The 22965-nt window shown below is 71.2% G+C and carries 23 protein-coding genes; 14 read left to right on the top strand and 9 right to left on the bottom strand.

The genetic code is table 11. The features are described 5' to 3' along the window. Positions 1 to 56 precede the first annotated feature (56 nt). From ACWDVB_RS38210 to ACWDVB_RS38200, 3 genes are all read right to left on the bottom strand, one after another. Positions 57 to 284 (bottom strand): type A2 lantipeptide, encoded by a 228-nt coding sequence (locus ACWDVB_RS38210; RefSeq protein ID WP_451519545.1) that lies wholly within the window; start codon positions 282 to 284, stop codon positions 57 to 59. Positions 285 to 727: 443 nt separating this feature from the next. Continuing rightward, complete coding sequence (locus tag ACWDVB_RS38205; protein WP_451519546.1) at positions 728 to 2269, bottom strand: AMP-binding protein; 1542 nt, start codon at positions 2267 to 2269, stop codon at positions 728 to 730. A gap of 184 nt (positions 2270 to 2453) precedes the next feature. Beyond that, complete coding sequence (locus tag ACWDVB_RS38200; protein WP_451519547.1) at positions 2454 to 3920, bottom strand: winged helix DNA-binding domain-containing protein; 1467 nt, start codon at positions 3918 to 3920, stop codon at positions 2454 to 2456. A 218-nt stretch (positions 3921 to 4138) separates the two neighbouring features. Here ACWDVB_RS38200 and ACWDVB_RS38195 point away from each other — a divergent pair, with 218 nt between their 5' ends. From ACWDVB_RS38195 to ACWDVB_RS38185, 3 genes are all read left to right on the top strand, one after another. Then, positions 4139 to 4822, top strand: a complete 684-nt coding sequence (locus tag ACWDVB_RS38195; protein WP_451519548.1) for a hypothetical protein — start codon at positions 4139 to 4141, stop codon at positions 4820 to 4822. A gap of 235 nt (positions 4823 to 5057) precedes the next feature. Next, positions 5058 to 6881: a hypothetical protein gene (locus tag ACWDVB_RS38190; protein ID WP_451519549.1), complete on the top strand. Its 1824-nt coding sequence runs from the start codon at positions 5058 to 5060 to the stop codon at positions 6879 to 6881. Then, positions 6871 to 7230 carry a hypothetical protein gene (locus ACWDVB_RS38185; protein ID WP_451519550.1) on the top strand — a complete coding sequence of 120 codons (360 nt, stop codon included), beginning with the start codon at positions 6871 to 6873 and terminating at the stop codon, positions 7228 to 7230. The genes ACWDVB_RS38190 and ACWDVB_RS38185 overlap by 11 nt, the downstream gene beginning before the upstream one ends. Before the next feature lie 70 nt (positions 7231 to 7300). On the opposite strand, the gene ACWDVB_RS38180 is transcribed toward ACWDVB_RS38185, so the two are convergent. Together ACWDVB_RS38180 and ACWDVB_RS38175 are read right to left on the bottom strand one after the other, a co-directional pair. After that, positions 7301 to 8935 carry a class I adenylate-forming enzyme family protein gene (locus tag ACWDVB_RS38180; protein WP_451519551.1) on the bottom strand — a complete coding sequence of 545 codons (1635 nt, stop codon included), beginning with the start codon at positions 8933 to 8935 and terminating at the stop codon, positions 7301 to 7303. A gap of 36 nt (positions 8936 to 8971) precedes the next feature. Next, positions 8972 to 9946, bottom strand: coding sequence for a LysR family transcriptional regulator (locus tag ACWDVB_RS38175; RefSeq protein ID WP_451519552.1), 975 nt, complete (start codon positions 9944 to 9946; stop codon positions 8972 to 8974). 150 nt (positions 9947 to 10096) lie between these two features. Here ACWDVB_RS38175 and ACWDVB_RS38170 point away from each other — a divergent pair, with 150 nt between their 5' ends. From ACWDVB_RS38170 to ACWDVB_RS38145, 6 genes are read left to right on the top strand one after another with little or no spacing between them, the layout of a single operon-like run. Beyond that, positions 10097 to 11092: a fumarylacetoacetate hydrolase family protein gene (locus tag ACWDVB_RS38170; RefSeq protein WP_451519553.1), complete on the top strand. Its 996-nt coding sequence runs from the start codon at positions 10097 to 10099 to the stop codon at positions 11090 to 11092. Further along, positions 11089 to 12051: a cyclase family protein gene (locus ACWDVB_RS38165; protein WP_451519554.1), complete on the top strand. Its 963-nt coding sequence runs from the start codon at positions 11089 to 11091 to the stop codon at positions 12049 to 12051. Before ACWDVB_RS38170 ends, ACWDVB_RS38165 begins: the two co-directional genes overlap by 4 nt. A gap of 23 nt (positions 12052 to 12074) precedes the next feature. Then, complete coding sequence (locus tag ACWDVB_RS38160) at positions 12075 to 13205, top strand: FAD-dependent oxidoreductase (RefSeq protein WP_451519555.1); 1131 nt, start codon at positions 12075 to 12077, stop codon at positions 13203 to 13205. Beyond that, positions 13202 to 14242, top strand: coding sequence for an amidohydrolase family protein (locus ACWDVB_RS38155; protein ID WP_451519556.1), 1041 nt, complete (start codon positions 13202 to 13204; stop codon positions 14240 to 14242). Before ACWDVB_RS38160 ends, ACWDVB_RS38155 begins: the two co-directional genes overlap by 4 nt. A gap of 4 nt (positions 14243 to 14246) precedes the next feature. After that, positions 14247 to 15182, top strand: a complete 936-nt coding sequence (locus tag ACWDVB_RS38150; RefSeq protein WP_451519557.1) for a VOC family protein — start codon at positions 14247 to 14249, stop codon at positions 15180 to 15182. A 30-nt stretch (positions 15183 to 15212) separates the two neighbouring features. Further along, positions 15213 to 16184 carry a fumarylacetoacetate hydrolase family protein gene (locus tag ACWDVB_RS38145; protein WP_451519558.1) on the top strand — a complete coding sequence of 324 codons (972 nt, stop codon included), beginning with the start codon at positions 15213 to 15215 and terminating at the stop codon, positions 16182 to 16184. Between the two features lie 75 nt (positions 16185 to 16259). Here ACWDVB_RS38145 and ACWDVB_RS38140 read toward each other — a convergent pair whose 3' ends face one another. Next, positions 16260 to 16856 carry a hemerythrin domain-containing protein gene (locus ACWDVB_RS38140; RefSeq protein WP_451519559.1) on the bottom strand — a complete coding sequence of 199 codons (597 nt, stop codon included), beginning with the start codon at positions 16854 to 16856 and terminating at the stop codon, positions 16260 to 16262. Positions 16857 to 16867: 11 nt separating this feature from the next. After that, complete coding sequence (locus tag ACWDVB_RS38135) at positions 16868 to 18067, bottom strand: hypothetical protein (protein WP_451519560.1); 1200 nt, start codon at positions 18065 to 18067, stop codon at positions 16868 to 16870. Between the two features lie 395 nt (positions 18068 to 18462). Between ACWDVB_RS38135 and ACWDVB_RS38130 the strand changes: the two genes are divergently transcribed. From ACWDVB_RS38130 to ACWDVB_RS38120, 3 genes are read left to right on the top strand one after another with little or no spacing between them, the layout of a single operon-like run. Next, positions 18463 to 19605: a baeRF2 domain-containing protein gene (locus tag ACWDVB_RS38130; RefSeq protein ID WP_451519561.1), complete on the top strand. Its 1143-nt coding sequence runs from the start codon at positions 18463 to 18465 to the stop codon at positions 19603 to 19605. Between the two features lie 45 nt (positions 19606 to 19650). Next, positions 19651 to 20103: a DUF2795 domain-containing protein gene (locus tag ACWDVB_RS38125; RefSeq protein ID WP_451519562.1), complete on the top strand. Its 453-nt coding sequence runs from the start codon at positions 19651 to 19653 to the stop codon at positions 20101 to 20103. A 15-nt stretch (positions 20104 to 20118) separates the two neighbouring features. After that, positions 20119 to 20613: an SPW repeat protein gene (locus ACWDVB_RS38120; protein ID WP_451519563.1), complete on the top strand. Its 495-nt coding sequence runs from the start codon at positions 20119 to 20121 to the stop codon at positions 20611 to 20613. Positions 20614 to 20730: 117 nt separating this feature from the next. On the opposite strand, the gene ACWDVB_RS38115 is transcribed toward ACWDVB_RS38120, so the two are convergent. Beyond that, a complete protein-coding gene (locus ACWDVB_RS38115; protein WP_451519564.1) occupies positions 20731 to 21192 on the bottom strand; it encodes a DUF6098 family protein in 462 nt (153 codons plus the stop codon). Between the two features lie 246 nt (positions 21193 to 21438). Here ACWDVB_RS38115 and ACWDVB_RS38110 point away from each other — a divergent pair, with 246 nt between their 5' ends. Then, positions 21439 to 21930 carry a DUF5709 domain-containing protein gene (locus tag ACWDVB_RS38110; protein WP_451519565.1) on the top strand — a complete coding sequence of 164 codons (492 nt, stop codon included), beginning with the start codon at positions 21439 to 21441 and terminating at the stop codon, positions 21928 to 21930. An 11-nt stretch (positions 21931 to 21941) separates the two neighbouring features. Here ACWDVB_RS38110 and ACWDVB_RS38105 read toward each other — a convergent pair whose 3' ends face one another. Then, positions 21942 to 22319 carry a DUF3140 domain-containing protein gene (locus ACWDVB_RS38105; RefSeq protein WP_451519566.1) on the bottom strand — a complete coding sequence of 126 codons (378 nt, stop codon included), beginning with the start codon at positions 22317 to 22319 and terminating at the stop codon, positions 21942 to 21944. A gap of 95 nt (positions 22320 to 22414) precedes the next feature. Here ACWDVB_RS38105 and ACWDVB_RS38100 point away from each other — a divergent pair, with 95 nt between their 5' ends. After that, entirely contained in the window at positions 22415 to 22924 is a 510-nt protein-coding gene (locus tag ACWDVB_RS38100; RefSeq protein ID WP_451519567.1) for a DUF1360 domain-containing protein, read from the top strand. The last annotated feature ends 41 nt before the right edge of the window (positions 22925 to 22965 follow it).

The raw sequence follows: 22965 nt of genomic DNA, 5'->3' as shown, positions 1-22965 counted from the left end.
GCCCCGGAACCAGTGGTTCCGGGGCTCACGGATCATGCGTCTCGGTGAGCTGAGGCTCAGAGACCGGCGGTCAGACCCGAGGCCAGGCCCGTGACGACGCCGGTGTTCACGCCGGTGGCGCTCTCGACGGTGCCGACGACGCCGGCCACGACGCCGGAGACCGGGCCGATGGAGTCGACGGTGCCGGTGACGTTGCCCGCGAGCTGGCCGACGAGGCCGCCGGAGACGTTGTCGAGGTCGGCGTCGGAGATTTCGAGGGTCTCGACCTGGGAGGTGTTGTTCATGTGTGAGCTGCCCTTCTCATGAATGCCGCAAAGGTGTTTTCAACGCGACGGAACGCGATAGAACCTGCTGGAACCTGATGCGTGAATTCCGCGTCGGCCAGGATCAAAGCACGTTCGCAGCTCGTACATCCAATCGACGAAGCGCCGGTCGGGCACCGTTGCGGCATTGAATCACCGCTGCGTGCAGGCGGTTTCACCGCGCGACGGCAGCTCCTTCACAACATTCACAGAAGGAAATCAAGGGCGCGAAGGCACTCCCTTCAACAAATCGGACACTCTCGCGCCGAAAAGCACGTTCCGTGGCTGTTGCACGGGAATTCACGCGGAGTGTGTGGCGAATAGCGTGACCGGACTGCGTATGCGATGTGCAGGTTTATTGGAGGCGTTGGAGGCATTGGATTGGCGGCGTTGGAGGCATGGGATTGGCGGCATGGGAGGCGTCGTCAGTTCACGCCCCGGTCGCGCCCCGCCCAGTACGGCTCCCGCAGCTTGAACTTCTGCACCTTGCCCGTGGCGGTGCGCGGGATGGCGGCGCGGAACTCGACGGTCGTCGGCGCCTTGTACCCGGCCATCCGCTGCTTGCAGTGGGCGATGATGTCCGCCTCCAGTGCCGTCGCCCCCTCCGCGAGGACCACCAGGGCCTTGATCGTCTCGCCCCACTTCTCGTGCGGCACCCCGATGACGGCGACCTCGGCGACCGCCGGGTGGCTGAAGATGGTGTCCTCCACCTCGATCGACGAGACGTTCTCGCCGCCGGTGATGATCACGTCCTTCTTCCGGTCGGAGATGGTCAGATGGCCGTCGGCCTCGTCGAAGGTGCCACCGTCGCCGGTGTGGAACCAGCCGTCCTCCAGCGCCGCCTCCGTCTCCTGCGGCTTCTCCCAGTAGCTTTCGAGTACGACGTTGGAGCGGGCCAGGACCTCGCCCGCGTCGGAGACCTTCAGCTTGACCCCGAGCGCGGGCAGCCCGGCACGGGAGAGCTTGCGGGCCCGCTCCTCGGCGGGCAGCGCCAGGTCGGCGGGCGCGGCGCGGTTGAAGGTGAGCAGCGGGGACGTCTCGGTCAACCCGTAGATCTGGGTGAACTCCCAGCCCAGCTCCGCCTCCACGCGCTGGATCATCCTGCTCGGCGGTGGGGCGCCGGCGCAGACGATCCGCACCCGGTCGCGGCCCGGCACCTCGCCGCGCCAGGCCGCCGCCGCGTCCAGCACCGCGTTCCACACGGCGGGCGCGCCGCACATGAGCGTGACGCCGTGCTCCTCCACCCGGCGCAGGATCTCCGCGCCGTCGACCTTGCGCAGCACCACCTGCTTCACGCCGAGCCCGGCCATCACGAACGGCATGCCCCAGCCGTTGCAGTGGAACATCGGCAGCGTGTGCATATAGACGTCGCGCTCCCACACGCGGGTGTGGAGGCCGAAGGTCAGCCCGTTGACCCAGATGTTGCGATGGGTCAGCTGAACTCCTTTCGGGCGAGCCGTGGTCCCGGACGTGTAGTTGATGGTGGCGGTGGCGTCCTCGTCGGGGTTCGCCCAGGGGCGCGGTTCGACGCCGAAGCGCATCAGCTCGGTGTCGGTCCGCTCGCCGAGCACGAAGCGGTGGCGTGCCTTGACGCCCGACAGCGCGTCGTCCAGTTCCGGGTCCACGAGCAGCACGGAGGCGCCGCTCTGCCGTACGACGTACTCGACCTCCTCCGGCTTGAGCCGGAAGTTGACGGGCACACAGATACGCCCGCTCATCGGCACGGCGAACAGCAGCTCCAGGAGCCGGGCGGAGTTGTGGCTGACCACCGCCACGCGCTCCCCCTCACCGACCCCCAACGCGTCGAGCCCGGCCTGCCAGGCCCGGACCCGCTCACCGAGACGCCCGTACGTCGACTCCGGGACGACGGGGGCGGGTTGGAGCGGCTCGTCGATCACGCCGGGGCTGGAGGCGAATCCCAGCTCCGCCCGGTCGAGGAAGTCCGTGACGGTCATCGGTGTCCGCATTGCTCTCTCCTGACATCTGGAACCACGGTGCGGTGCTGCTGCGTGCGGCGCGCTGCGGTACTGCGGGGCTCTGGGGCTCTGATGCTCTGATGCTCTGATGCTCATTGGCGGCCGCTCGCTGCTACGTAGGTAGCATCGTGTAGTTCGCGATGCGGATCTCTCTACCCCCTGCCATGCCGTGGCGTCACGCGCCGACGCGGGGCCAGACGTCGACGACGGGGCCGAAGCGAATGTCGTACGAGGACGAGGTCTCGGCGATCCGCGTGAGCATCCGCTCGGCCTCCCGCGTCAGCTCCTCCCGCTCGGCACGGCCCGGCTTCCCGAACGGCTCGATGGTGAGCACGGCTCCGCCACCCTTGGCGTCCTCCTCCAGCCGCCACACCCCGGCAAGGAACCCGTCCAGGAGGAAGACGCAGTAGGCGTAGTTCCCCTTCCACGTACGCCCCTTGTACTCGGCGGGCACGACACGGGACCGGTCCGCGTGCGCGAGCAGAAGGTTGTCGTACTCGGGGAGGAAGCGGGGCGGAGCCGGGGTGTCCGCGTCGGGGCGCGGCGCGTCGGGCAGGTCGAACAGTTCGACACCGCTCTCGTCACGGAACGTCCGCAACCGTGGACGCAGCCGCTCGAAGACCTCCCGCATCCGGGTGAGCCGCGACCAGGTCTGCATGTCTTTGACGGAGGCGGGCCCGAAGGCGGCGAGATAGCGCAGGACGGCGGCGTCGGGCGCGGGCGTGGGTGTGGGCGTGGGTGTGGGCGCGGGCGTGGGCGTCAGCGTGGGCGTCAGCGTGGGCGTCTGCGTGGGCACGGCCGTTCGCGCGGACACCGGCAAGGGCGGTGGCTCGGACGGCGACTCGGACGGCGGCTCGGCGGCGTCGCCGCGCGCGTCGGACGCGGGCGTCAGCGTTCGCACGCCCGCTCGCTCGGACGCCAGCTCGGACGGCGACTCGGCGGCGTCGCCGCGCACGCCAGGCGTGGGCGTCAGCGTTCGCACGCCCGCTCGCGCGGACGGCGGCGCGGACGGCGGCTCGGACAGTGACCCGGCGCTGTCGCCGCGTCCGAGCCACTGCTCGACGGTGGTGAGCGCGACTTGCCCGCTGCGCCGCCACAGCCCGCGCGGGGTCACCTGGACGAGCGGCAGCACGCAGCGGGCGGCGATCGCGAGCGACTGCGGATCGGCACCGGGCCACCGGACGAGCAGCACCTCGCGGAGCTGTCTCATCGTGCGGGGCTCCGCCTCGACGGCCTCGCGGGCGATCCCGGCGAGTTCCCGCAGGTCGACACCGACGAGGCCGTCGCGGAACACGCTCAGCTCGCGTTCGAGCGCGTCCTGCACGAAGGGCCGCAGCGTCCGGGCGTCGTCGGCGGTGTGGAGGTGGATGGTGGAGCGCATCGTGACCATACGGACCAGTTCGCGGGCTTCGAGCAGCGCGGAGAGTCCGGCCGGTTCGAAGTCCTCCAGGCGCGCTGCGAGGGCATAGTAGGGCGGTTTGACGTTCTGCGCCTGCAGGCCGACGAGATGGGCGACGGCGTCCTTGACGGAGAGATCGCGGGAGCGGCGCAGAAGGAGTTGCCGATCGAGCGTGGCACGGTTGAGCGCACGCGTCCCCAGCACGGGGCCGGTGTCCTTCAGGGCCTTGGTCGTCTTGGTCATGGATGCACGCTAGCGAGGCTTGCGGACACGTATGGTCCGCAATGGACGGGGCACGTGAAGGGGCAGACGCATCACCCCGGCGCCGTCTCGCCAAGCCCAACTCTTTGGAGTGTGTGCCGCAACCGAGATCGGGGCCTCAAAGCCCCACATGCGTGCGTGCCCTCCGCGTGTGAACCTGGCCTCAAAGGCTGACACGAGGGACGTGACAGGAGAGGACCGTGACGGAGGAAGCATGCGTCCGGCTTGCCTCGGCAGCGGATGCTCAGGCCGTCTCCGCGCTGCGGTGGGAGGCCTATACCCGCGATCCTCGGGCCCGCATCGCCAACGAACACGCGCTGGACTGGGGCGAGAGCGACGAGCGCAGTGCGGTCCTCGGGGTGTGGGGCGCGGACGGGCTGCTCGCCACAAGCCGATGGGTCTGTGTCGGCGATGCCGGCTGCGCGGCGGCCGAGATGGCCGTTGACGTGCCGGATGGGACGGCCTGGTTTCCGGCGATCGTGGGGGCTCGTGGCGCGACCCGTCAGGGGGTGCAGGGGCACGGTCTGACGTCACTGTTGGAATGGCACGTACTGGACGCGCTGCCCGGCCTGGAGGTGACCGGGGTCCTGGTGACGGTGGACAGCCCGCGCCTCGACCATTTCGAGCGTCTGGGCTACCGCACCGCTCCCACGCACAGCACGGCGAACCCCGACGTCGAGCCCCCCGCGCCGCACCTGGCCTATCTTCCGTCAGCGCTGCTGCACGAGGCGCTGCGCGGCCTCGACCCACACACCGCGCCGGCTCGTGAAGACTTCCCCTGGAGTGGTCCGCCGCTTCACCGGGCGCTGGCCGGCTTGGTCACGGCGACGGCCGCCACACACCCTCCGCCGACGCGTGGCCCCGGCGGAGCCTGCGCGCAGTGAACACCGGCGCGGCACAGCGCAGCCGCTGCGGAGAACTCGTACAGCAGCGGTACGGTCGGCACGGCAGCTCGTGAGTCGTGATCGTCGTACAAACGCCGCGCGGGAAGGGGAAGTTGGCCGGTACGGATTGGTGGGGCGGGGTCTGTCCGTCCATCGCCCTATGCTGTGCCCTCCGCATGAGCCTCGTCACGCCGTTTCCCCTGTGCTGAGGCGAACCTGAGCGTGGAGGAACGTCATGAGTACCGCCCACGTACCGCCGCCGCCCCCGCCGCTCGCCCCACCGCCACAGGTCGTCGCCCCGTACGCGAGTGAGGCCACCCGCCTGCTCTGCGCGGGCACGTATCTGGACGCGGAGTACAGGGATCAAGTCATCGACGAGCTGTACCTCATGGACCATCGGATCGCGGCGCCTTCGCTGGGATTCGACGCCGCCCGGGTCCTCGCCCACGCCCTGCGCGCCCGCCGGGTCGAACTGGCCTGGGCCTGGGGCGTGCTGGGGCTGCTGGTGGTCGGAGTTGTGGCGTCCGGCTGGTGGTTGCTGACCCTGGTGATCCCCGGACTGCTGCTGACTCTCGGACGCCGGATACGGGGCGCTTCCGCCGACCCACCGGGGCGTCGTCGCCTGCCCTCCTTCCTGCTCCGCTGGTTCGGGCGACTTCTCCTCGCCCACCTCGTGATCACGAGTCTGGTCATCGGCTTCGGAGGGGCCGACGAAGGCAGCGCGTTCGGCAGCGTGTTGGCGTCTTTCCGTGAACTGCTGCCCAAGGCCCTGCGGTTCCTGCTGCCGGATACTGGGCCGGGCGGGGTCAGCGCGCCGGAGGCGTGGCTCGCGCTGGCCACTCTGCTCGCGATGGCGGGGTGTGTCGCCGGGCAGCAGGTGCATTTCACCCGGGTGCTGCGGGGCGAGCTGTCCCCGCGGCACTTCCCGGACGCGGCCAACGACCCGGCCGAGCGGATCAGCGAGCGCCGGTTGCAGTCGCTCAAGCACCGTATCCGGCTTGAGCAGCACGCCCCCCTGGTCATGTACCACGAGGCGCGTCCGTTCTGTGGTGCCGGGACCGCGCACGACACCTGGGTCCTCGCGGTCGAGCTGCGGCCGGACCCGGCGAAGGAGAGGCAGCCGATCGGGAACGGTACGGTCCTTGCCGCGATACGTCCGTTCCTGGAGCAGTTGCGCGAAGTGGCCGAGTCGGCCGAGCGGGAGGGCCGGGTCGTACGGGACCGGCTGCGCCAGTTGCAGATCGACGAGTGCGTGTTCCTTCCGGCGGACGGCCTGCCGCGCCGTGAGAACGCGCCGTACGACCAGTACTCGTTCAACCTGCACCGGGCGCATGCGATCGAGGAGGGCGGCGAGAAGCGCCGGCACTTCCTGCGGATCAGGGTGGGCGGCTGGGAGGAGGAACTGGTCGTCACGGTCTTCGTACGTGTCCACACACAAGGCCGGATGCTGATGCTGGAGGTGGCCCCGCATGTCCTGTTCCCCGTGCGTGCGGACTTCAAGGACGCCGATCACCAGGCCTACAGGTTCGCCGACCGGAACGCCCTCGGGAAGACGGTCCACATCCTCACCCGCATGGCCGGCGCGCCCGGGCAGGCCCTCGCCACGCTCACCCGTCGCGCCGCCCGTGGCTGGAGCCGCCTCACCGGCGATTTCGGCGGCGGGCCGCCCGAAGGCCCGGCCGTTTCGGTACGCGAACTCGCCGCGGAGCCGGGCGGGTCGCTCTTCCAGTCCATGGATGCCGACCGCTACCTGAGGAGCGTGCAGGACCGCATCGCGTACGGCGTGCGGGGAGCGCTCGCGGAAGCCGGTTACCAGACGGACGAGTTCATCCAGAAGGTCGTCCACATCAGCAACGGCGGCGTCAACATCGAGTCGGTGGAGGGCAGCACGTTCGCCATCGGCAGCCACGCCCGGGCCACCGCGACCACGCGAGCCGCCACCACGGACACGCGAGCCGCCACCACGGACACGCGAGCCGCCACCACGGACACGCGAGCCGCCACGACGAACGGCGGGCAGACACCGCCGCAGAGGGGACCCGCCCGAAATGGCCAGTGAAGAGCCTCAGCCCCACGTCCGCATCGGTGATGTGTCCGGCAGCACGTTCGCCATCGGCAGCCACGCGGACGCCAGGAGCTACCACGGGACCGCTCCGTCGTACGACGACGGCGCCGAACGGCTGCTCGCCGCCCTCCGGGAGCTGAGAGCCGACCTGTCCAGGACGCGGGCGACCGAGCAGACCGCGGAGCTCGACGGGGCCCTCGCCGACGCCGAGGACGAGATCGCCCGCACCGGGAGCGCGGGCGAGAGCCGTCTGCGGCGCCTGCGTGAACTCCTCACCGACGCGGCCTCGCTGACCACCGTGCTGACCTCGGCGGGAACCGTCGCCGGTCTGCTCGGCATGTGACAGCCGGTCTGCTCGGAAGGTGACAGCCGGTCTGCTCGGCATGTGACAGAGGGGCGCGGTGGCGCCGCGACTACGCCGTACCCGAAGCCGCGCTCACCCACGTGGCGCGCAGCGCCTTCTTGTCCACCTTGCCGACCTTGGTCGTCGGCAGGCGGCTCAGCAGTACCGTCTTCCGGGGCGTGTACAGCTCTCCCAGCTCGGCGGTCACCGCCGCGCCGACCGCGTCCGGGTCGACGTCGGTGTCCTCGGCCGTGGCCAGGAAGATCTGTACGGCCTCTCCGTACTCCTCGTCCGGCACGCCGAGCGCCGCCGCGTTGCGCACGCCGGGCAGCGTGAGCAGGAAGTCCTCAAGGACCCTGGAGTAGACGTTGTCGCTGGTGCTGCCGGTGACGATGATGTCCTTGGCCCGGTCGACGAGGTACAGGTACCCCTCGGCGTCGAGATAGCCCATGTCCCCGGTGCGCAGCCAGCCGTCGCGCAGCGCCTCCGCGGTGCGCTCCGGGTCCTCGTAATAGCCGAGCATCACCGTCTCGCCCCGGACGCACACCTCGCCGACCTGCCGGGCGGGCAGCGCCGCCGCGCCGCCTTCGCCGCGGATCTCGATCTCGGTGTCGGATATCGCGCGGCCGCAGCTGCGCCACAGCTCGGGCCGCCTGGCTGCCTCCGAGGCGAGGTCCTCCGCGCCGAACGCGGCGATGCCGAGCGCCTCCGACTGCCCGTAGCCCTGGCTGAGCACCGGCCCGAACACCTCGACCGCCTGCCGCAGCCGGCTGGGCGAGGAGGCCGCGCCGCCGACGACGATCCGCCGCAGTGCGGGGAGGGCGCCCGGCACGCACTCCGGATGGTCGAGAAGCGCGTACAGCATGGGCGGTACGAACATGGTGGCGGTGATCCGCTCCTCGCGCAGCACCTCCAGCGCCGCGCCCGCGTCGAACTCGGGCAGCACGACGAGGACGGACCCCGTCACCAGGGTCTGGACCGAGGTGAGGTGGCCGCTGCCGTGAGTGAGCAGCGTGGACGCGAGCACCCTGTCCGTGCCCGGGTCCATGGTCGGGAAGACCGTGGGGCGGGAGTCCTGCGGGGCGTCCCCCGCCTGGTCCGCCATGTCCACCAGCGCGTCGTAGAGCCGGTGGCTGTGCGCGGCGAGCTTGGGGCGGCCCAGGGTGCCGCCGGTGTAGAGGACGGTGACGGCCTCGTCGGCTCCCGGCGCGGGCACGCCGTCGGGGCGTACCTCCGGGCATTCGGCCGCCAGCTCCAGCAGGTCCGTGCACTCCTGTTCGCACGGCCCGAGGCTGAGCAGCGCGGGGGCGTGGACGCTGCGGCCGGCCGCGTCGGCGGCGCGCTCCGCGAAGAGCGGGTCGGTGACCACGGCGCGCGCCCGGGACTGCTCGACCAGCGCGGCCAGCTCGCCGGGCCCGGGCTCGGGCGGCAGGAACACGACCCGGCAGCCGATGAGATGGACCGCGAGCTGCACCAGGACGGAGTCCACGCGGTTGGCCAGGAACAGCCCCACTCCGTCGCCGGGCGCGAGCCCCTGCCCGCGCAGCGCGTGCCCCAACCTGAACAGCCGCCGCCGAGCCTCTCCCCGGGTCAGCCGCCGGTCACCCTGGACGAGCGCTTCGGCGTCCTCGTCCTTGTGCCAGTGCTCCAGGATGCGGTCCACGTACGTCCGCGGCTCGGATGTTTGCTGCGCGTTAACGATCATGGGCACATGCAAACATGCCGCGCGGGAACCGTGACCTCACAGGGGGTGACTTCGGCCATCAACCGACGGAGTATCATGCCCCGGCCCGGGAGGGATGTAATCCCCACCGGACGCCATCCGCCCGCCCACCCTCGCCGCCGTCTCCCGTAGCCAGATGTGGGCCGCGTCGTGCGTATGTACCGGGTGCCACCACAGGGCCTCGCGGAGGGGGACCGCCTCGTACGGCGGGTCCAGGAGGCGGACCGGGGCCAGCGGGGAGAGGAGGTGCGCCAGGCGGGACTGGATGAGGGCGATGCGGCCGGTGCCCGTCACCAGCAGCGGCAGCAGGTGGAAGCTGTCGACGGAGACCTCCACGCGCGGCTCGACGCCGAGCATGCCCAGCTGCCGTACGGCGGGGGCGTCGTAGGTCCGCTGGTAGGTGACCCACGGCAGCCGCGCCAGGTCCTGCCGGGTGAGCCGTTCCCCGACGCTCGGGTGGTCCTGCGCCACGAGGAACACCCAGCGGTCCTCGTAGAGGTCGGTGGCCGGAAAGTCGCTGATCACGCCGTGCGGCATGAGCAGCCCGTCGACGGCGCTCAGCAGCGCGCCCGTGTCGTCGACCACCGTGGTCGGCGTCTGCGCGAATCGCAGCCGGATGCCGGGCGCCTCCTCGTGCACGACGCGGGCGAGCTCCGCGCCGAAGACGGACACGGCGTAGTCGGACGCCAGCAGCTTGAACTCGCGGGTCTCCTTGGCCGGGTCGAACTCCGCCTGGCTGGCGAAGAGGCGCTCCAGCAGGTCGTACGCGGTGGAGGTGCGGTCCAGGAGCACCCGGCCGAGCGCGGTGAGTTCGTAGTGGCCGCCGACCCGGGCGAGCAGGTCGTCGTCGAAGTGGCGGCGCAGCCGGGCCAGGGCCGCGCTCATGGCGGGCTGGCTCAGGCCCACGCGCTGCCCGGCATGGGTGACGTTGCGCTCCTCCAGCAGGGCGCGCAGGGCTACGACGAGGTTGAGGTCCAGTCGGGCCAGGTTCACGGGCTTCCCTCTGCTTGCCTGCCGGTCCGCCTTCCGCGGCGCTGACCAGCAGGAATCCACACCATCGATGGCTGCCATCCACGCAATCTATTTCCCTGATCGTGGGTCGCGGGTCCAGATTAGTGCCACCGCAACCGGGAGGACCCGTCCGTGAAATCTCAGCCCGTGTCCGCGCTCTTCGCCGGACCCTTCGCCCTCGCGACCCTCTCCGCCCCGGACGGCTGCCCGTCCCCCGCCCTCGTGACCCCTGACGCCCGGGCGATCGATCTACGACTCGCCCTGGACGACGAGCAGTTGAGCGTCCGGGGCCTCCTGGAGAACTGGCAGGCCGTCCTGCCGCGCCTGCGGGCCCTCGCCGCCGACGGGGCCGCCGAGCGCGATCCGCTGGCGGACTTCCGCGTGCACGCGCCCGTCGAGCCGCGCCAGGTGTTCCAGTCCGGCGCCAACTACCGGCAGCACGTCATCGACCTGCACGTGGCCCACCGGGCGCCCGGTGACGAGCGGCCCGAGGAGGAGCGGCGCGCCGAGGCCGCGGAGATCATGGACCGGCGGGCCGCCGAGGATCTGCCGTACGTGTTCATCGGGCTGCCGAGCGCGATCACCGGTCCGTACGACGATGTCGTCCTGCCCTCCTGGGCCGAGAAGCCCGACTGGGAGCTGGAGTTGGCCGCCGTGATCGGCCGGCCCGCCCACCGGCTCTCCGTGGACGAGGCCCTTGAGTACGTCGCCGGGTACACCGTCGCCAACGACCTCACCGACCGCGCCACCGTCTTCCGCCGCGACATGCCGCAGATCGGCACCGACTGGCTGCGCGGCAAGAACGCCCCCGGGTTCACCCCGATCGGCCCGTGGATCGTGCCCGCCGAGTCGGTCGCGGACCCCGGCGACCTGCGCCTCGTACTCAAGCTGAACGGCGAGACCATGCAGGACGAGTCCACCGAGGACATGATCTTCAATGTGGCCCGCGTGGTGGCGTACGCCTCGCAGACGGCCCAACTGCTCCCCGGCGACCTGGTGTTGACCGGGTCCCCGGCGGGCAACGGCATGCACTGGGGGCGGCTGCTGCGCGACGGCGACGTCATGGACGGCTCCATCACCGGGCTCGGCGCGCAGCGCACCCGCTGCGTCGCCGAGGTCGCGCCGTGACCCCCGACCGCGACGACCCGGAGCGCGCCATCGCCGAGGCCGCGAAGGCGTACTCGAACTGGGGGCGCTGGGGCGAGGACGACCGGCTCGGCACGCTGAACTTCCTCGACGCGGCCAAGCGGCGCGAGGGCGCCGCGCTCGTCAGGACCGGCGTCAGCTTCTCGCTCGCCCAGCGCTTCGACATGGACGGCCCGCAGAAGGGCTGGCGCCGCCGCACCAACCCCGTGCACACCATGCTCGACACCGGCACCGACGCCGCGCTCGGCAACCAGGGGTTCCCGCACGGCCTCGGCGGCGCCGACGACGTGATCGCCATGCCGTTGCAGTGCTCGACCCAGTGGGACGGGCTCGGCCACATATTCGACCACGGCAAGGCGTGGAACGGCCGGGACGCGGCGACGACCGTGACGTCCGACGGCGACCTCGTCACCGGTATCGAGCACATGGCCCCGTACGTCGCCGGGCGCGGCGTCCTGCTCGACGTCGGACAAGTCATGGGGAAGGGTGGCGAGTTGGATGACGGGTTCGCCGTCACCGAGGCGCATCTCGTCGCGACCGCTGCCGCGCACGGCGTGACCGTGGGGCGCGGCGACATGGTGCTGGTGCGGACGGGGCGGCTCGCGCGGGCGCGGCGGGAGGGCTGGGGCGAGTACGCCGGCGGCCCTGCACCGGGGCTGTCGTTCACGACGGCGGGCTGGCTGCACCGTACCGAGATCGCGGCGATCGCCACCGACACCTGGGGCTTCGAGGTACGGCCGAACGAGTTCGAGCACGCCTTCCAGCCGCTGCACCAGGTCGTCATCCCCCACCTCGGCCTGCTCATCGGCGAGATGTGGGACCTGGACGCGCTGGCAGCCGACTGCGCGGCCGACGGCGTGTACGCGTTCTGGCTCACCGCCGCTCCCCTGCCCATCACCGGCGCCGTCGGCTCACCCATCAACCCCGTCGCCGTCAAGTAGGCCGAGAAACAAGGGAGTTCCCCATGACGCAACCTCGCACTGTCCTCGTCATCGGTGGTGGCGCGGCAGGCAACGCCGTCACGATCCTGCTGCGCCGCGCCGGTGTCGCGGTCGACCTCATCGAGGCGAAGGACGACTGGAACGCCACCGCCGGCTCCGGCATCACCCTCCAGGGCAACGCCCTGCGCGTCCTGCGCGAGCTGGGCGTGTGGGAGCGGGTGCGGGCGTCCGGCTTCGGCTTCGGTGCCGTTGGCATCACCGCCCCCGACGGCACCGTGCTGCACGTCGCCGAGGATCTGCGCACCGGCGGCGACGACCTGCCCGCCACCGTCGGCATGCGGCGCCCCCAGTTGCAGCGTGTCCTCATCGACGCCGTCCGCGCGAGCGGAGCCCGGGTACGGCTGGGCACCCGGGCCATCTCCCTGGACCAGGACAGCGGTGGCGTCACCGTACGGTTCACCGACGGCACCGAAGGCCACTACGACCTCGTCATCGCCGCCGACGGCCTCGGCTCCGCCACCCGCGCCGCCATCGGCATCACCACCGAGCCCGAACCCACCGGCATGGCCATCTGGCGCGTCGCCGCCCCCCGCCCGGCCGGCGTCACCCGCGCCGACCTCACCTACGGCGGCCCCGCCTACATCGCCGGTTACTGCCCCACCAGCGAGAACACCCTGTACGCCTTCGTCGTCGAGGCCAACCGCGACCGCGCCTCCCTGCCGTCCGAGTCGTACGCGGACGAGATGCGCCGGCTGGCCGGGGCCTACGGCGGCTTCTGGCCCGAGATCAGCGGGCACATCACCGACCCGGCGCAGGTCAACTACACGTGGTTCGACCGGATGCTGGTCGAGGGCTCCTGGCACCGCGGCCGGGTCGTCCTCGCCGGTGATGCCGCGCACTGCTGCCCGCCCACCCTCGCGCAGGGCGCCGCCCTGTCCCTGGAGGACGCCTGGGTGCTCGCGCAGCTGCTGACCTCCGCCGTGACCTGGGACGACGCGCTCCTCCATGCCTATTACGAGCGGCGGATCCAGCGCGTACGGCCGGTCGTCGAGGCGTCCGTGCGGATCGGGCAGTGGCAGCTCGACGGCGTGCGCGACGCCGACGTGCCCGGCCTGATGGCCCGCACCATGACCATGCTCCGGGAGCTGCCGTGACGACACCCGCCGCTGCCGTGAGCGGGCCCACCACCGCCGAGTCCGGGCCCACCGTGGACGTGCACGCCCACGTCCTGCTTCCCGGGATCGAGGCGCTGGTCGAGGGGCGGCCGGGGCTCGCCGAGGCGCGTGAGCTGGATGCCCGCCGCAACGGCCCGGCCGCGCTCGCGGTCAACGGGCCCATGGTCCGCGAGCGCTTCCCGCGACTGACCGACCCGGCCGTGCGCCTGGCCGCGATGGACGCCCAGGGCGTGGACGTACAGCTGGTCAGCCCCTCCCCCTCCCACTATCACTACTGGGCGGACAAGGACACGGCCGAGAAGGTGTACCGGCTGGCCAACGAGGCGACCGCCGCGCACTGTTCGGCCGCGCCCGACCGGCTGCGCGGTCTCGGACTCGTACCGCTCCAGCACCCCGGGCACGCCCCCCGCGCGCTCGACCACGCCCTGCGGCAAGGGCTGGCCGGAGTGGAGATATCCAGTCACGCCCCGGGCCGTGAGCTGTCCGATCCCGCCTACGAGCCCTTCTGGTCCCGCGCGGAGGAGACCGGCGCCATCGTCTTCCTGCACCCCTTCGGGTGCACGCTCGACGGGCGCCTCGACCGGTGGTACCTGTCGAACTCCGTCGGCCAGCCCGTCGAGAACGCCGTCGCGCTCTCGCATCTCATCTTCTCCGGCGTACTCGACCGCCACCCGGGCCTGAAGCTGATCGCGGCGCACGGCGGCGGCTATCTGCCCACCCACATCGGCCGCGCCGACCACGCCTGGTCGGCGCGCGCCGACGCCGGTGCGGGCTGCGCCCACCTTCCGAGCAGCTATCTCAAGCGCCTCTACTTCGACTCGCTGGTCCACGATCCGTACGTGCTGCGGGAGTTGGTGCGGGTGGCGGGAGCGGACCGGGTGCTGCTCGGGTCCGACTTCCCGTTCGACATGGGCACCGAGGACCCGGTCGGCGCGCTGCGTTCCGCGCACCTGGCCGACGCCGACCTCCACTCCGTGCGCGGCGCCAACGCCGTCGCCCTCCTCCGGAAGGACTGACCTCATGCACCGCCTCCTCACCCATCTGCGGCACGTCGACCTCGCCGTGCCCGACTACGACAAGCAGCTCGACTTCTACGCGGGCGTCTGGGGCCTGACCAAGGTCGCCGAGGACTCCGGCATCTCCTTCCTCGCGGCCGAGGGCTCCCCCGAGCAGTACGTCGTGCGGCTGCGGAAGGCCGACGAGAAGCGCCTCGACCTCGTGTCGTACGGGGCCGCGAGCCCGGCCGACGTCGACGCGCTCGCCGAGGAACTCCTGGCCGATGGCGTGGAGTTGATCGGCCGACCGGGCCGGGTCGACACCCCCGGCGGCGGGTACGGCTTCCGTTTCTTCGATGTCGACGGCCGCACCATCGAGGTCTCCGCCGACGTCGAGGCGAGGCGGCACCGCAGGATCGAGGAGAAGGAGTCGATCCCGGTCAAGCTCTCCCACGTCGTCCTCAACTCCCCCGACCTCAACCGGACTCGGCGGTGGTACGAGCGTCATCTCGGCTTCCGGCTCTCCGACACCCTCAGCTCGCCGCACATGGGCGAGGTCATGCACTTCATGCGCATCAGCAACCAGCACCACTCCATGGCGATCGCGCAGGGGCCGCACACCGCGCTGCACCACATCTCCTTCGAGATGCGCGGCATCGACGAGTACATGCGCGGCTCCGGACGTGTCATGCGCGCCGGGTTCAAGAAGATCTGGGGGCCCGGTCGCCACATGGCCGGGGACAACACCTTCACGTACTTCCTCGATCCGCACGGCAACACGGTGGAGTACACCACCGAGTTGGAGAACCTCGACGAGGACACCTGGCACCCCCACGTCTACGACTTCTCCCGCCCCGAGGTCACCGACCAGTGGGGCACCGCCAACCCCATGAACGAGCTGATCGCGAAGGAGTCCTTCAACGACCCCGACCGCGGTGTCTTCGTCGCCCCGCCCGTCTGAGCAACCCGCCTCTTCCCAGGGAGCCGTACCTTGCGTTTCGCCGCTTACGCGCATCAAGGCCACCGCCGGGTGGCCGTCGTCGGGGAGGACGGCGCACTGTTCCCGCTGCCCGGCGTCACCTCCCTCACCGCCCTGCTCGCGGAGACGGACGGACTGGCCGGGCTGCTCGCCGCGGGCGCCCCGGCCCTGGCCGCGCCACCCGGGCCTCATGTCGGCGAAGTACGGCTGCTCGCTCCCCTGCAACCGCCCTCCCTACGGGACTTCGTGACGTTCGAGGAGCATGTGGAGGGCGTACGCCGGTCCGTGGACGGTGTCGCCGGGGTGCCCGAGCAGTGGTACGCGGCGCCGACGTTCTACTTCGCCAATCCGCACGCCGTCCTCGGCCCGCACGACGGCGTTCCGGTACCACCCGGCTCCGCCGTCCTCGACTTCGAGCTGGAGGTCGGCGCGGTGATCGGCCGCGAGGGGCGCGACCTCACGCCGGAACGGGCCCGCGACCACATCGTCGGCTACACGGTCTTCAACGACTGGTCCGCCCGTGACCTCCAGTCCGCCGAGATGAAGGTCGGGCTCGGGCCCTGCAAGGGCAAGGACACCGCGACGACGCTCGGCCCCTGCCTCGTCACCGCCGACGAGGTGGACGCGTACCGCCGGGCCGACGGCTTCCTGCGGCTGGCCCTGACCGCCGAGGTCAACGGACGGGTGGTCGGCGAGGATCTGCTGTCCAACATGAGCTGGACCTTCGAGGAGATGGCCGCCTACGCCTCGCGCGGCACCCGGGTCGTGCCCGGCGACGTCCTCGGCTCCGGCACCTGCGGCAACGGCGGCTGCCTCGCCGAACTGTGGGGGCTGCGCGGCGAACAGGACCCTCCGCCGCTGCGGCCCGGCGACACCGTGTCGCTCACCGTCGAGGGCATCGGCACGCTCACCAACACCGTCGTCCCCGGCCCGGCGCCGGTCCCGATCCCGGCAGGGCGCCGGCGGCCCCGTGAGCGGCCCTGAGCGGCCTCGACCCCGGGAGCGAAAGTCCGCTCGCGGAGGCCGTGGCCGGTCAGAGCCGCGCCGCCGGGGCGAATGTCACGCCTTGTCCTTGCCCATCGCCTTGCGGACGGCGTCCTTCGTGCGGTCCATCAGCGCGGCGACCGGGCCGAGCGCCATGTTGGCCGCGCCGGACTCCACCCCCGGGTGGGGGCGCGTCGGAGCCATGGCCTCCGCCGCCTTGACGGCCTTGGCCATGGCGGCGAGGTTCGCCTCGTCCGTCTGGCGCCGGATGTGGGTGAACTCGTAGCGCTCCTCGGCTCGGGCGTGCTCCTGGACGTCCTTGCGCAGCTTCATCAGCTGCGGCAGGAACTTCGGATCGTCCGTGTCGGCGTCGTCGAGCGCGGCGAGCATCTCCTTGGCGGCCCGTTCCTCGGCGAGGCGGTCCTCGACGACCTGCTCGCCGCCCGGCAGACCGCGCCGCGCGAAGGGGTGGACGACCTCTTCCTCGGCGGTCTCGTGCACCGCGAGCAGACGCACCAGCCGACGGAACGCGTCACGCCGTTCCTGGCCCGTGCACGCCTCCACCTCGTCGAAGAGGTTGCGGATGTCGCCGTGCTGGCGCATCAGCAGCGAGACCACGTCGGTGTCCGCCGCGCGGTCGTCCCCGGCCTGGGGTGTGTGAAGCTCGGACATCTGCGGGCCCCTCACTTCTCGCGCATCGCGGGGTCGGGGTGCTCGCCCTCGGTCTCGGACCGGTACTCGCGCCCGAACATCTCGTCGTGCTGGGCCATCACCCGCTCGCTCGGCGGCTTCTCGCCGCCGTGGATCCGCTCCTGCATCGCCTCGAACCGCTCATGCGCCTCGCGGACGTAACCGGCGCCGAGCGTGGTCAGGTCCATCTGCGTGTCGAGCAGCTCGCGCAGGTACGCCTTGTTCGGCTCGAACGTGAGCACGTTCGGCAGCTGCGGCGCGAGCACCGACTCCGGGTCGCGTCCGTCGTGGCGCCGCATCAGATCGCAGGCGGCGTGCAGGTGCTCCAGCTCCATGTTCAGGTGCAGCTCCCAGATGGCCTTGACCTTGGGGTCGCTCTCCTGCTCCATGAAGGAGTAGTACAGGTAGCACTCGTTGTACTCGTGGTTGACCAGCTGCTCCCACCACGTCTCGCCGGGGTCGACGAGCGACTCGTAGTGGGTGACGTGCTCCTCCTCGATGAGCCCGATCTCCTGGTAGAGCTGGCGGGCGATCGGCTCCATGTAGGTGGGGCCGGTGTTCATGTAGAAGTTCATCGTCTGCTGCTCCGCCGACATCACGGTCAGCGCGTGCAGCTTGGACAGCGGGTCGGTGGTGTCCTTGTCGTACGGGTCGCGGACGTTGTCGAACGGGTCGCGGTGGTGGTACTTCGTCGGGCGGCCCGGCATGACCTCGGTCAGCCCGTCGACGATCGCGTCCGCCTTGCGGTGCTCGATCATCTCGTACAGGTTCGCGTACCGGTACAGGTGGTCGAAGTCCTCCAGGACACCGAACTGGTACGCCTGCTTCAGATACGGGTCCGGCTCCATGCGGGCGATCCACGCGGTGAGGTCGACGGCGACCTGCTCGTAGGCGATCGTCGTCTCCAGGACGGACGAGACGCCGGGCAGCAGCCAGTTCACCGCCTTCTGCTGCTGCGCCTCGATGTACCGCACACGCGCCAGCTTCCGCTTCACCTCCGGGTCCACGGTGTTGCGGGCCAGTTGATGGCTGAACAGGATCGCCTCGACCTCGATGCCGTTCATCGTGATGATCCGGCACCGGGTGTACGGGTCACAGTGGTCCGGGTCGATCGGCTGGACGTTCAGCTCACGCCAGCTACGGAGCTGACGGTCCAGCGGGATGCCCCGCTGCTCCAATGGGTTGAAGGTCATCGCTTGCTCTCCTCGGTGAGAGTTGTAGGGGGCGGGGTACCCGTGCGTCGGCGATCCACCCCCGGGATCGGCGGAACGCCCGCGCTGTCCATGCCTTCCCCTCGCGTGGCGGACCGGGTCGACCGAGCGCGACAATTGACTCGTCCGGTGCGGCCGTGTGGGCCGCTTGCGCCGGTTGCGCCGGTTGCGACGCTCGCGACGCGACCGAGTACCCGTACTGGATGCGGCCCTGCCCTCCGCCACCGGCGCCGGCCCGAGGTTTCGCCTCCGGCCAACCAGGAATATGAGGTAGTTTGCACCCCTTTGCGGGGGGTACCGGCTATGCAGGAGGCGATCGCCGCGCCTGGCCCGGAGGCCAGGAGAAACGACACCACCGACTGGAACCCGGAGCCACCATGCGCCTTTCATTTCTGCAACCGCTCCTGGACCGCCCCGGCCCCTGGGCGACCGTGTACTTCGATCCCGGGCAGCCGGACGAATCCGGCGCCAAGCGGCGTGAACTCTCCGTACGGGACATCTGCCGGACCCTGGAACAAGAGGGCGCCGACGAGGCCACCACGGAAGCCGTCCGCGCCAACCTGACGGGGCTGTCCCCCGCCGAGGAACCGGCGGGCCGGGTCGTCTTCGCCACCGGCGGTGAGGTGGTGCTCAGCCACCGCCTCTCCCGGCGGCCGCAGTCCGAATCGGCCTGCTGGGCCCCGCTCCCTCGACTGGCGCCCCTGCTGGAACTGTGCGGCCAGGACCCCGTCTGCCTCGTGGCCTACATCGACCGCACCGGAGCCGACTTCCGACTACGGGAAGGCGGCAGGCGCCCACAGGACTCCGGGCATGTGGAGGGCGAGCAGTGGCCGGTGCACCGCACGGCGACGTCCGACTGGTCAGAACGGCACTTCCAGCTCAAGGTGGAGAACACCTGGGAGCACAACGCCGGGGAGATCGCCGAAGCGTTGGCCGGCGCCCATGAGGAGTCCGGCGCGGACCTCGTGGTGCTCGTGGGCGACCCGCGCGAGCGGCGATCCGTGCACGACAAACTCCCGGACCAGGTCAAGGACGTCACGGTCGAGACCGAGCACGGCGGCCGCGCCGCCGGTTCCGAGTCGCCCGCGCTGGAAGAGGCCATCGAACAGGCCCGCCAGGACCATCTGCACCGGCGCGTCGAGCAGGCGCTCGACCGTTTCCGCGCGGGCCGCGTGGGTACCGACCGGCCGACCGACGCCGTGGAGGGCGTGCCCGCCGTGGCGGACGCCGCCCGGCAGCACCGCATCGACACGCTTCTGGTGCGGCCCGACGGGCCCGATCTGCACCAGGAGATGTGGGCGGGCCCCGACCCGGACCAGGTGGCGGTGCGGCGCACCGACGCGGAGGCCCTGGGCGAGAGCCACCCCGTCCCCGTACGCGCCGACGACGCGCTGCTGCGCTCCGCCGCGGCCACGTCCGCCGACGTACTGATCATCCCCTTCGAGGAGGTGACCGACGACATCCCGGCCGGCGGACTCGGCGCCCTGCTGCGCTGGTCGTACGAGCCGACTCCGGCCTAGGGACCACCCCGATCCCTGGGCCCACGAGAAAGGGAGGTGCTTGCCGTGGACCGAGGCAGCAACCCGGTGAGTCCGCGCAAGGACGACGAGATGAAGCACGAGCTGGAGGGCTATATGCGCTCCGGTCAGCACACACACGTCGAGGAGGCGAACGACCCCGAGCCGCCGGCTGACGACGACGTGGCCGTGGACCCGAGCGGTCCCGTACCGCCGCCGGGCGAGGCCCGGGAGCGGGCGCGCTCCGCCGCCGAGGCCGATGCCACCCGCCTGGAACTCAGCCGCCACCTGGAACGCACCACGTTCCCCGCCGACCGGCAGACGCTGCTGAAGGCGCTGGAATCGCACCACGCGCCGGACTCCGCACTGCGAGCGGCCGAGCAGTTGCCCGAGGGGCGGACGTTCAGCGACGTCACCGACGCCGTGCGCGCCCTCGGCACCGGCACCGGACAGCCTTCGGGCTGGCGCCGCGCTGCCCCGAGTACCCGAAACCATCACTAGCTGGAGGTGGACGTCATGACAACGTCCCCCAGGACCTCGTCGTCCATGGAAACGCACCCCGACATCGCCGACATCCGCGCCCGCCACGAGATGGCCGAGCGCGCGGCGAGCACGCCCAAAGTGCAGGCCGTCGAGACGATGGCCTTCCTCACCGGTCTCTACCTGGCCGCCTCGCCCTGGATCGTGGGCTTCGACGGCCTGACGCGCCTCGCGGTCGCCAACCTGATCGTCGGCATCGCCTACGCCCTCCTGATGAGCGGCGGCTTCGGCCGGGCCTACGAGCGCACCCACAGCATGGCGTGGGCCGCCTGCGCCCTGGGCGTGTGGACGATCGTCGCCCCGTGGGTCGTGGCGGGTGACGTCAGTACCACCAGGTCCGTGGTCAGCAACGTCATCACCGGCGCGCTGGGGCTCCTGCTGGGCCTCGCGGCGAGCGCGGCGGCCCGCTCGGGAGGCGGCTCGAACGCCGGGCACGGCAAGGCGAAGGCCTACCGGGCCGGACCCAGCTGACCGACCGGCCGCATCCGGCATCACGAGTACGGCGCGCCCCATGGCATCTCCGGTGTCATGGGGTGCGTATGTGTCGTGGCTTCGTGGGTGTCAGCCGTCTCATGGGTCCGTACGGTGTTACTCGTCCGTACGCCGCAGCGGCCCCCACTCGCCCGCCTCGCGGGCCACTTTCTCGCGGGCCTCGTCGATCATCCTGGCGTCGATCCAGGCCATCGGCTCCACGTCCTTGACCAGCGGCTCGTTGTCGGGGCCGCGGCCGTTCTCGTGGCCGAGCAGCACCCAGGGGCGTACGCCCTCGCCCTTCTCGCGGGGCAGGTGCGAGTAGTCGTGCAGACGGCGCGCCACCCACAGCTCGATGGGCCGGTCCTCCCACCACGGCTCGATGTCGAGGGGGTTGGCCGAAAGCCCGGACATGTCCACGCCCGTCAGATCGTCCCTGCTCATCGTCTTCGTCCTGCCGTTGCCGAGGTCCGTCCCCGGCCCGCGGGACCAGCGCACGTACAGGCTCTTGTGCCGTTCCACGAGGTGGGCCAGCTCCCGCAGGGTGTGCAGGACCGGCAGGTCGTCCGAACTGCTCATACGGGGGGTCACTTCCTTCGTCCCGATACGTTCCGTACGGATGCGCCGGATCCCTGGCCGATGGACGTCAATCGTTCTCAGTCGCCGCATCTCGCGCATGTCCGAAGAGTGCCCCGATCAGGGGGTGGCAGACCTCGGATCAGATCGTTTGGCGGAGTGTGTCGCGGGCACTTCGAGAGACCGAGGCGCGACCATCAGTGGGCGAAGCGCGCCCCAAGGATCGGATCACAGAAGCGCGAGGTAGTCATGAGTGACCAGAACATGGCGGACGACGCCTACCAGCCCACCGGCGGCAACGAGGAGCAGGAGGACGCGGCGCCCCTGGACCTCCAGGACGCGCTCGACGAGCGCACCTACGACGACATGCTCGACGAGGGCTACTCGCCGCCGGAGAAGCCGCTGGGCGTCACCAAGACCGGCACCACGGCGGCGGAGCAGCACGAGGGCGAGACCCTCGACGAGCGGCTCCGGCAGGAGGTGCCCGACACGCAGGAGCCCCTCGGTGACGGCGTGGGCGACCTGCCGGGCGGCGAGGGCGAGCCCCTGGACCCGGAGGCCGGGGACGCCCGCGCCGGGCGCCTGGTAGCCCCGGACGAAGGCGCCCACACGGACACCACGAAGGAAGTCATCGCCAGGGACACGGGCATCGACGGCGGCGCCGCGGGCGCCGAGGAGGCCGCGATGCACGTGGTCGACGAGGAGGACCTGCCGCCCGCTCCCGACGAGGACCGGGACTGACGGTCCGCGGGTCAGCGCTGCTGGGTGCGGGAGCTGCCGGCGTCGGAGGCCAGTGGCTTCAGCGGGTCGTGGCCGAGCGTCATCAGCCGGTGGCGCCAGTGGGCCTCGCCCGCGGTGGGTTCCATGTCGACGCCCCGCTCGGCGGTGACGACGTCGATGACCTTGCGCATGACGCGGAGGTCGTCCGCGGTCAGGTCGGTGCGCCGTTTGCCGAGGATCTCCAGGACCCGGCGGCCGTTCTGGGTACCCGAGTGGTCCGGCACCACCTCGGTCTCCTCGCCCGCGGAACGGGTCATGAGCCAGTCGCTCAGCTCACGCGAGGTCATGTTGACCACCGCGTGGAACTCGTTCCACAGATCGTCCAGCTCCACTTCGGAAATATCCGCCATGACAGTTTTCATCCTTTCGTACGCAGGTGTCCCTGCTCTTGGCCGGGTGCCCAGGAGCACCACCCGAAACCGCTCACCGCACCTCTGGAGGCGCCATGACGGCCGACGAACTTCTGGGACAGGAACGACGGGACTATGACGAGCGAGAGGCCGTTCCCCTCGCCGGTTACGCCACCCTCGCCGCGACGTTCACCGCCGCGACCGGCGCCCTCGTGCTGCTGGCGCGCCGCCGCGGTGTCGTCCTGCCGGAGCGGGTGCCGCCGTGGGACGTGGCGCTGATCGGCGTGGCGACGTTCAAGACGGCGCGGCTGCTCACCAAGGACAAGATCACCGGCTTCCTCAGGGCGCCCTTCTCCCGCCGCAAGGAGGACACGACGGCGGGCGAGGTCATGGACGAGCCGCGCGGCACCGGCCTCAGGCTGGCCATGGGCGACCTGGTGACCTGCCCGTTCTGCGCGTCCGCCTGGACGGCCACGGGGTTCATGGGGGCCTACGTCTTCGCCCCGCGGAGCGCCCGCCTGGTCGGCGCGGGTCTCGGCGCCATGGCTCTCGCCGACTGGCTCCAGTACGCCTGGGCGTGGACCCAGGAGAACGCCGAGGGCTGACGCGACCACGTACCCCTCCGCGGCCGGCCTCGGCACGAGGC

Source organism: Streptomyces sp. NPDC003379 (assembly GCF_053589195.1).
Note: the sequence above shows the minus strand (reverse complement) of the source record. Positions and strands in the feature narration are given on the sequence as shown.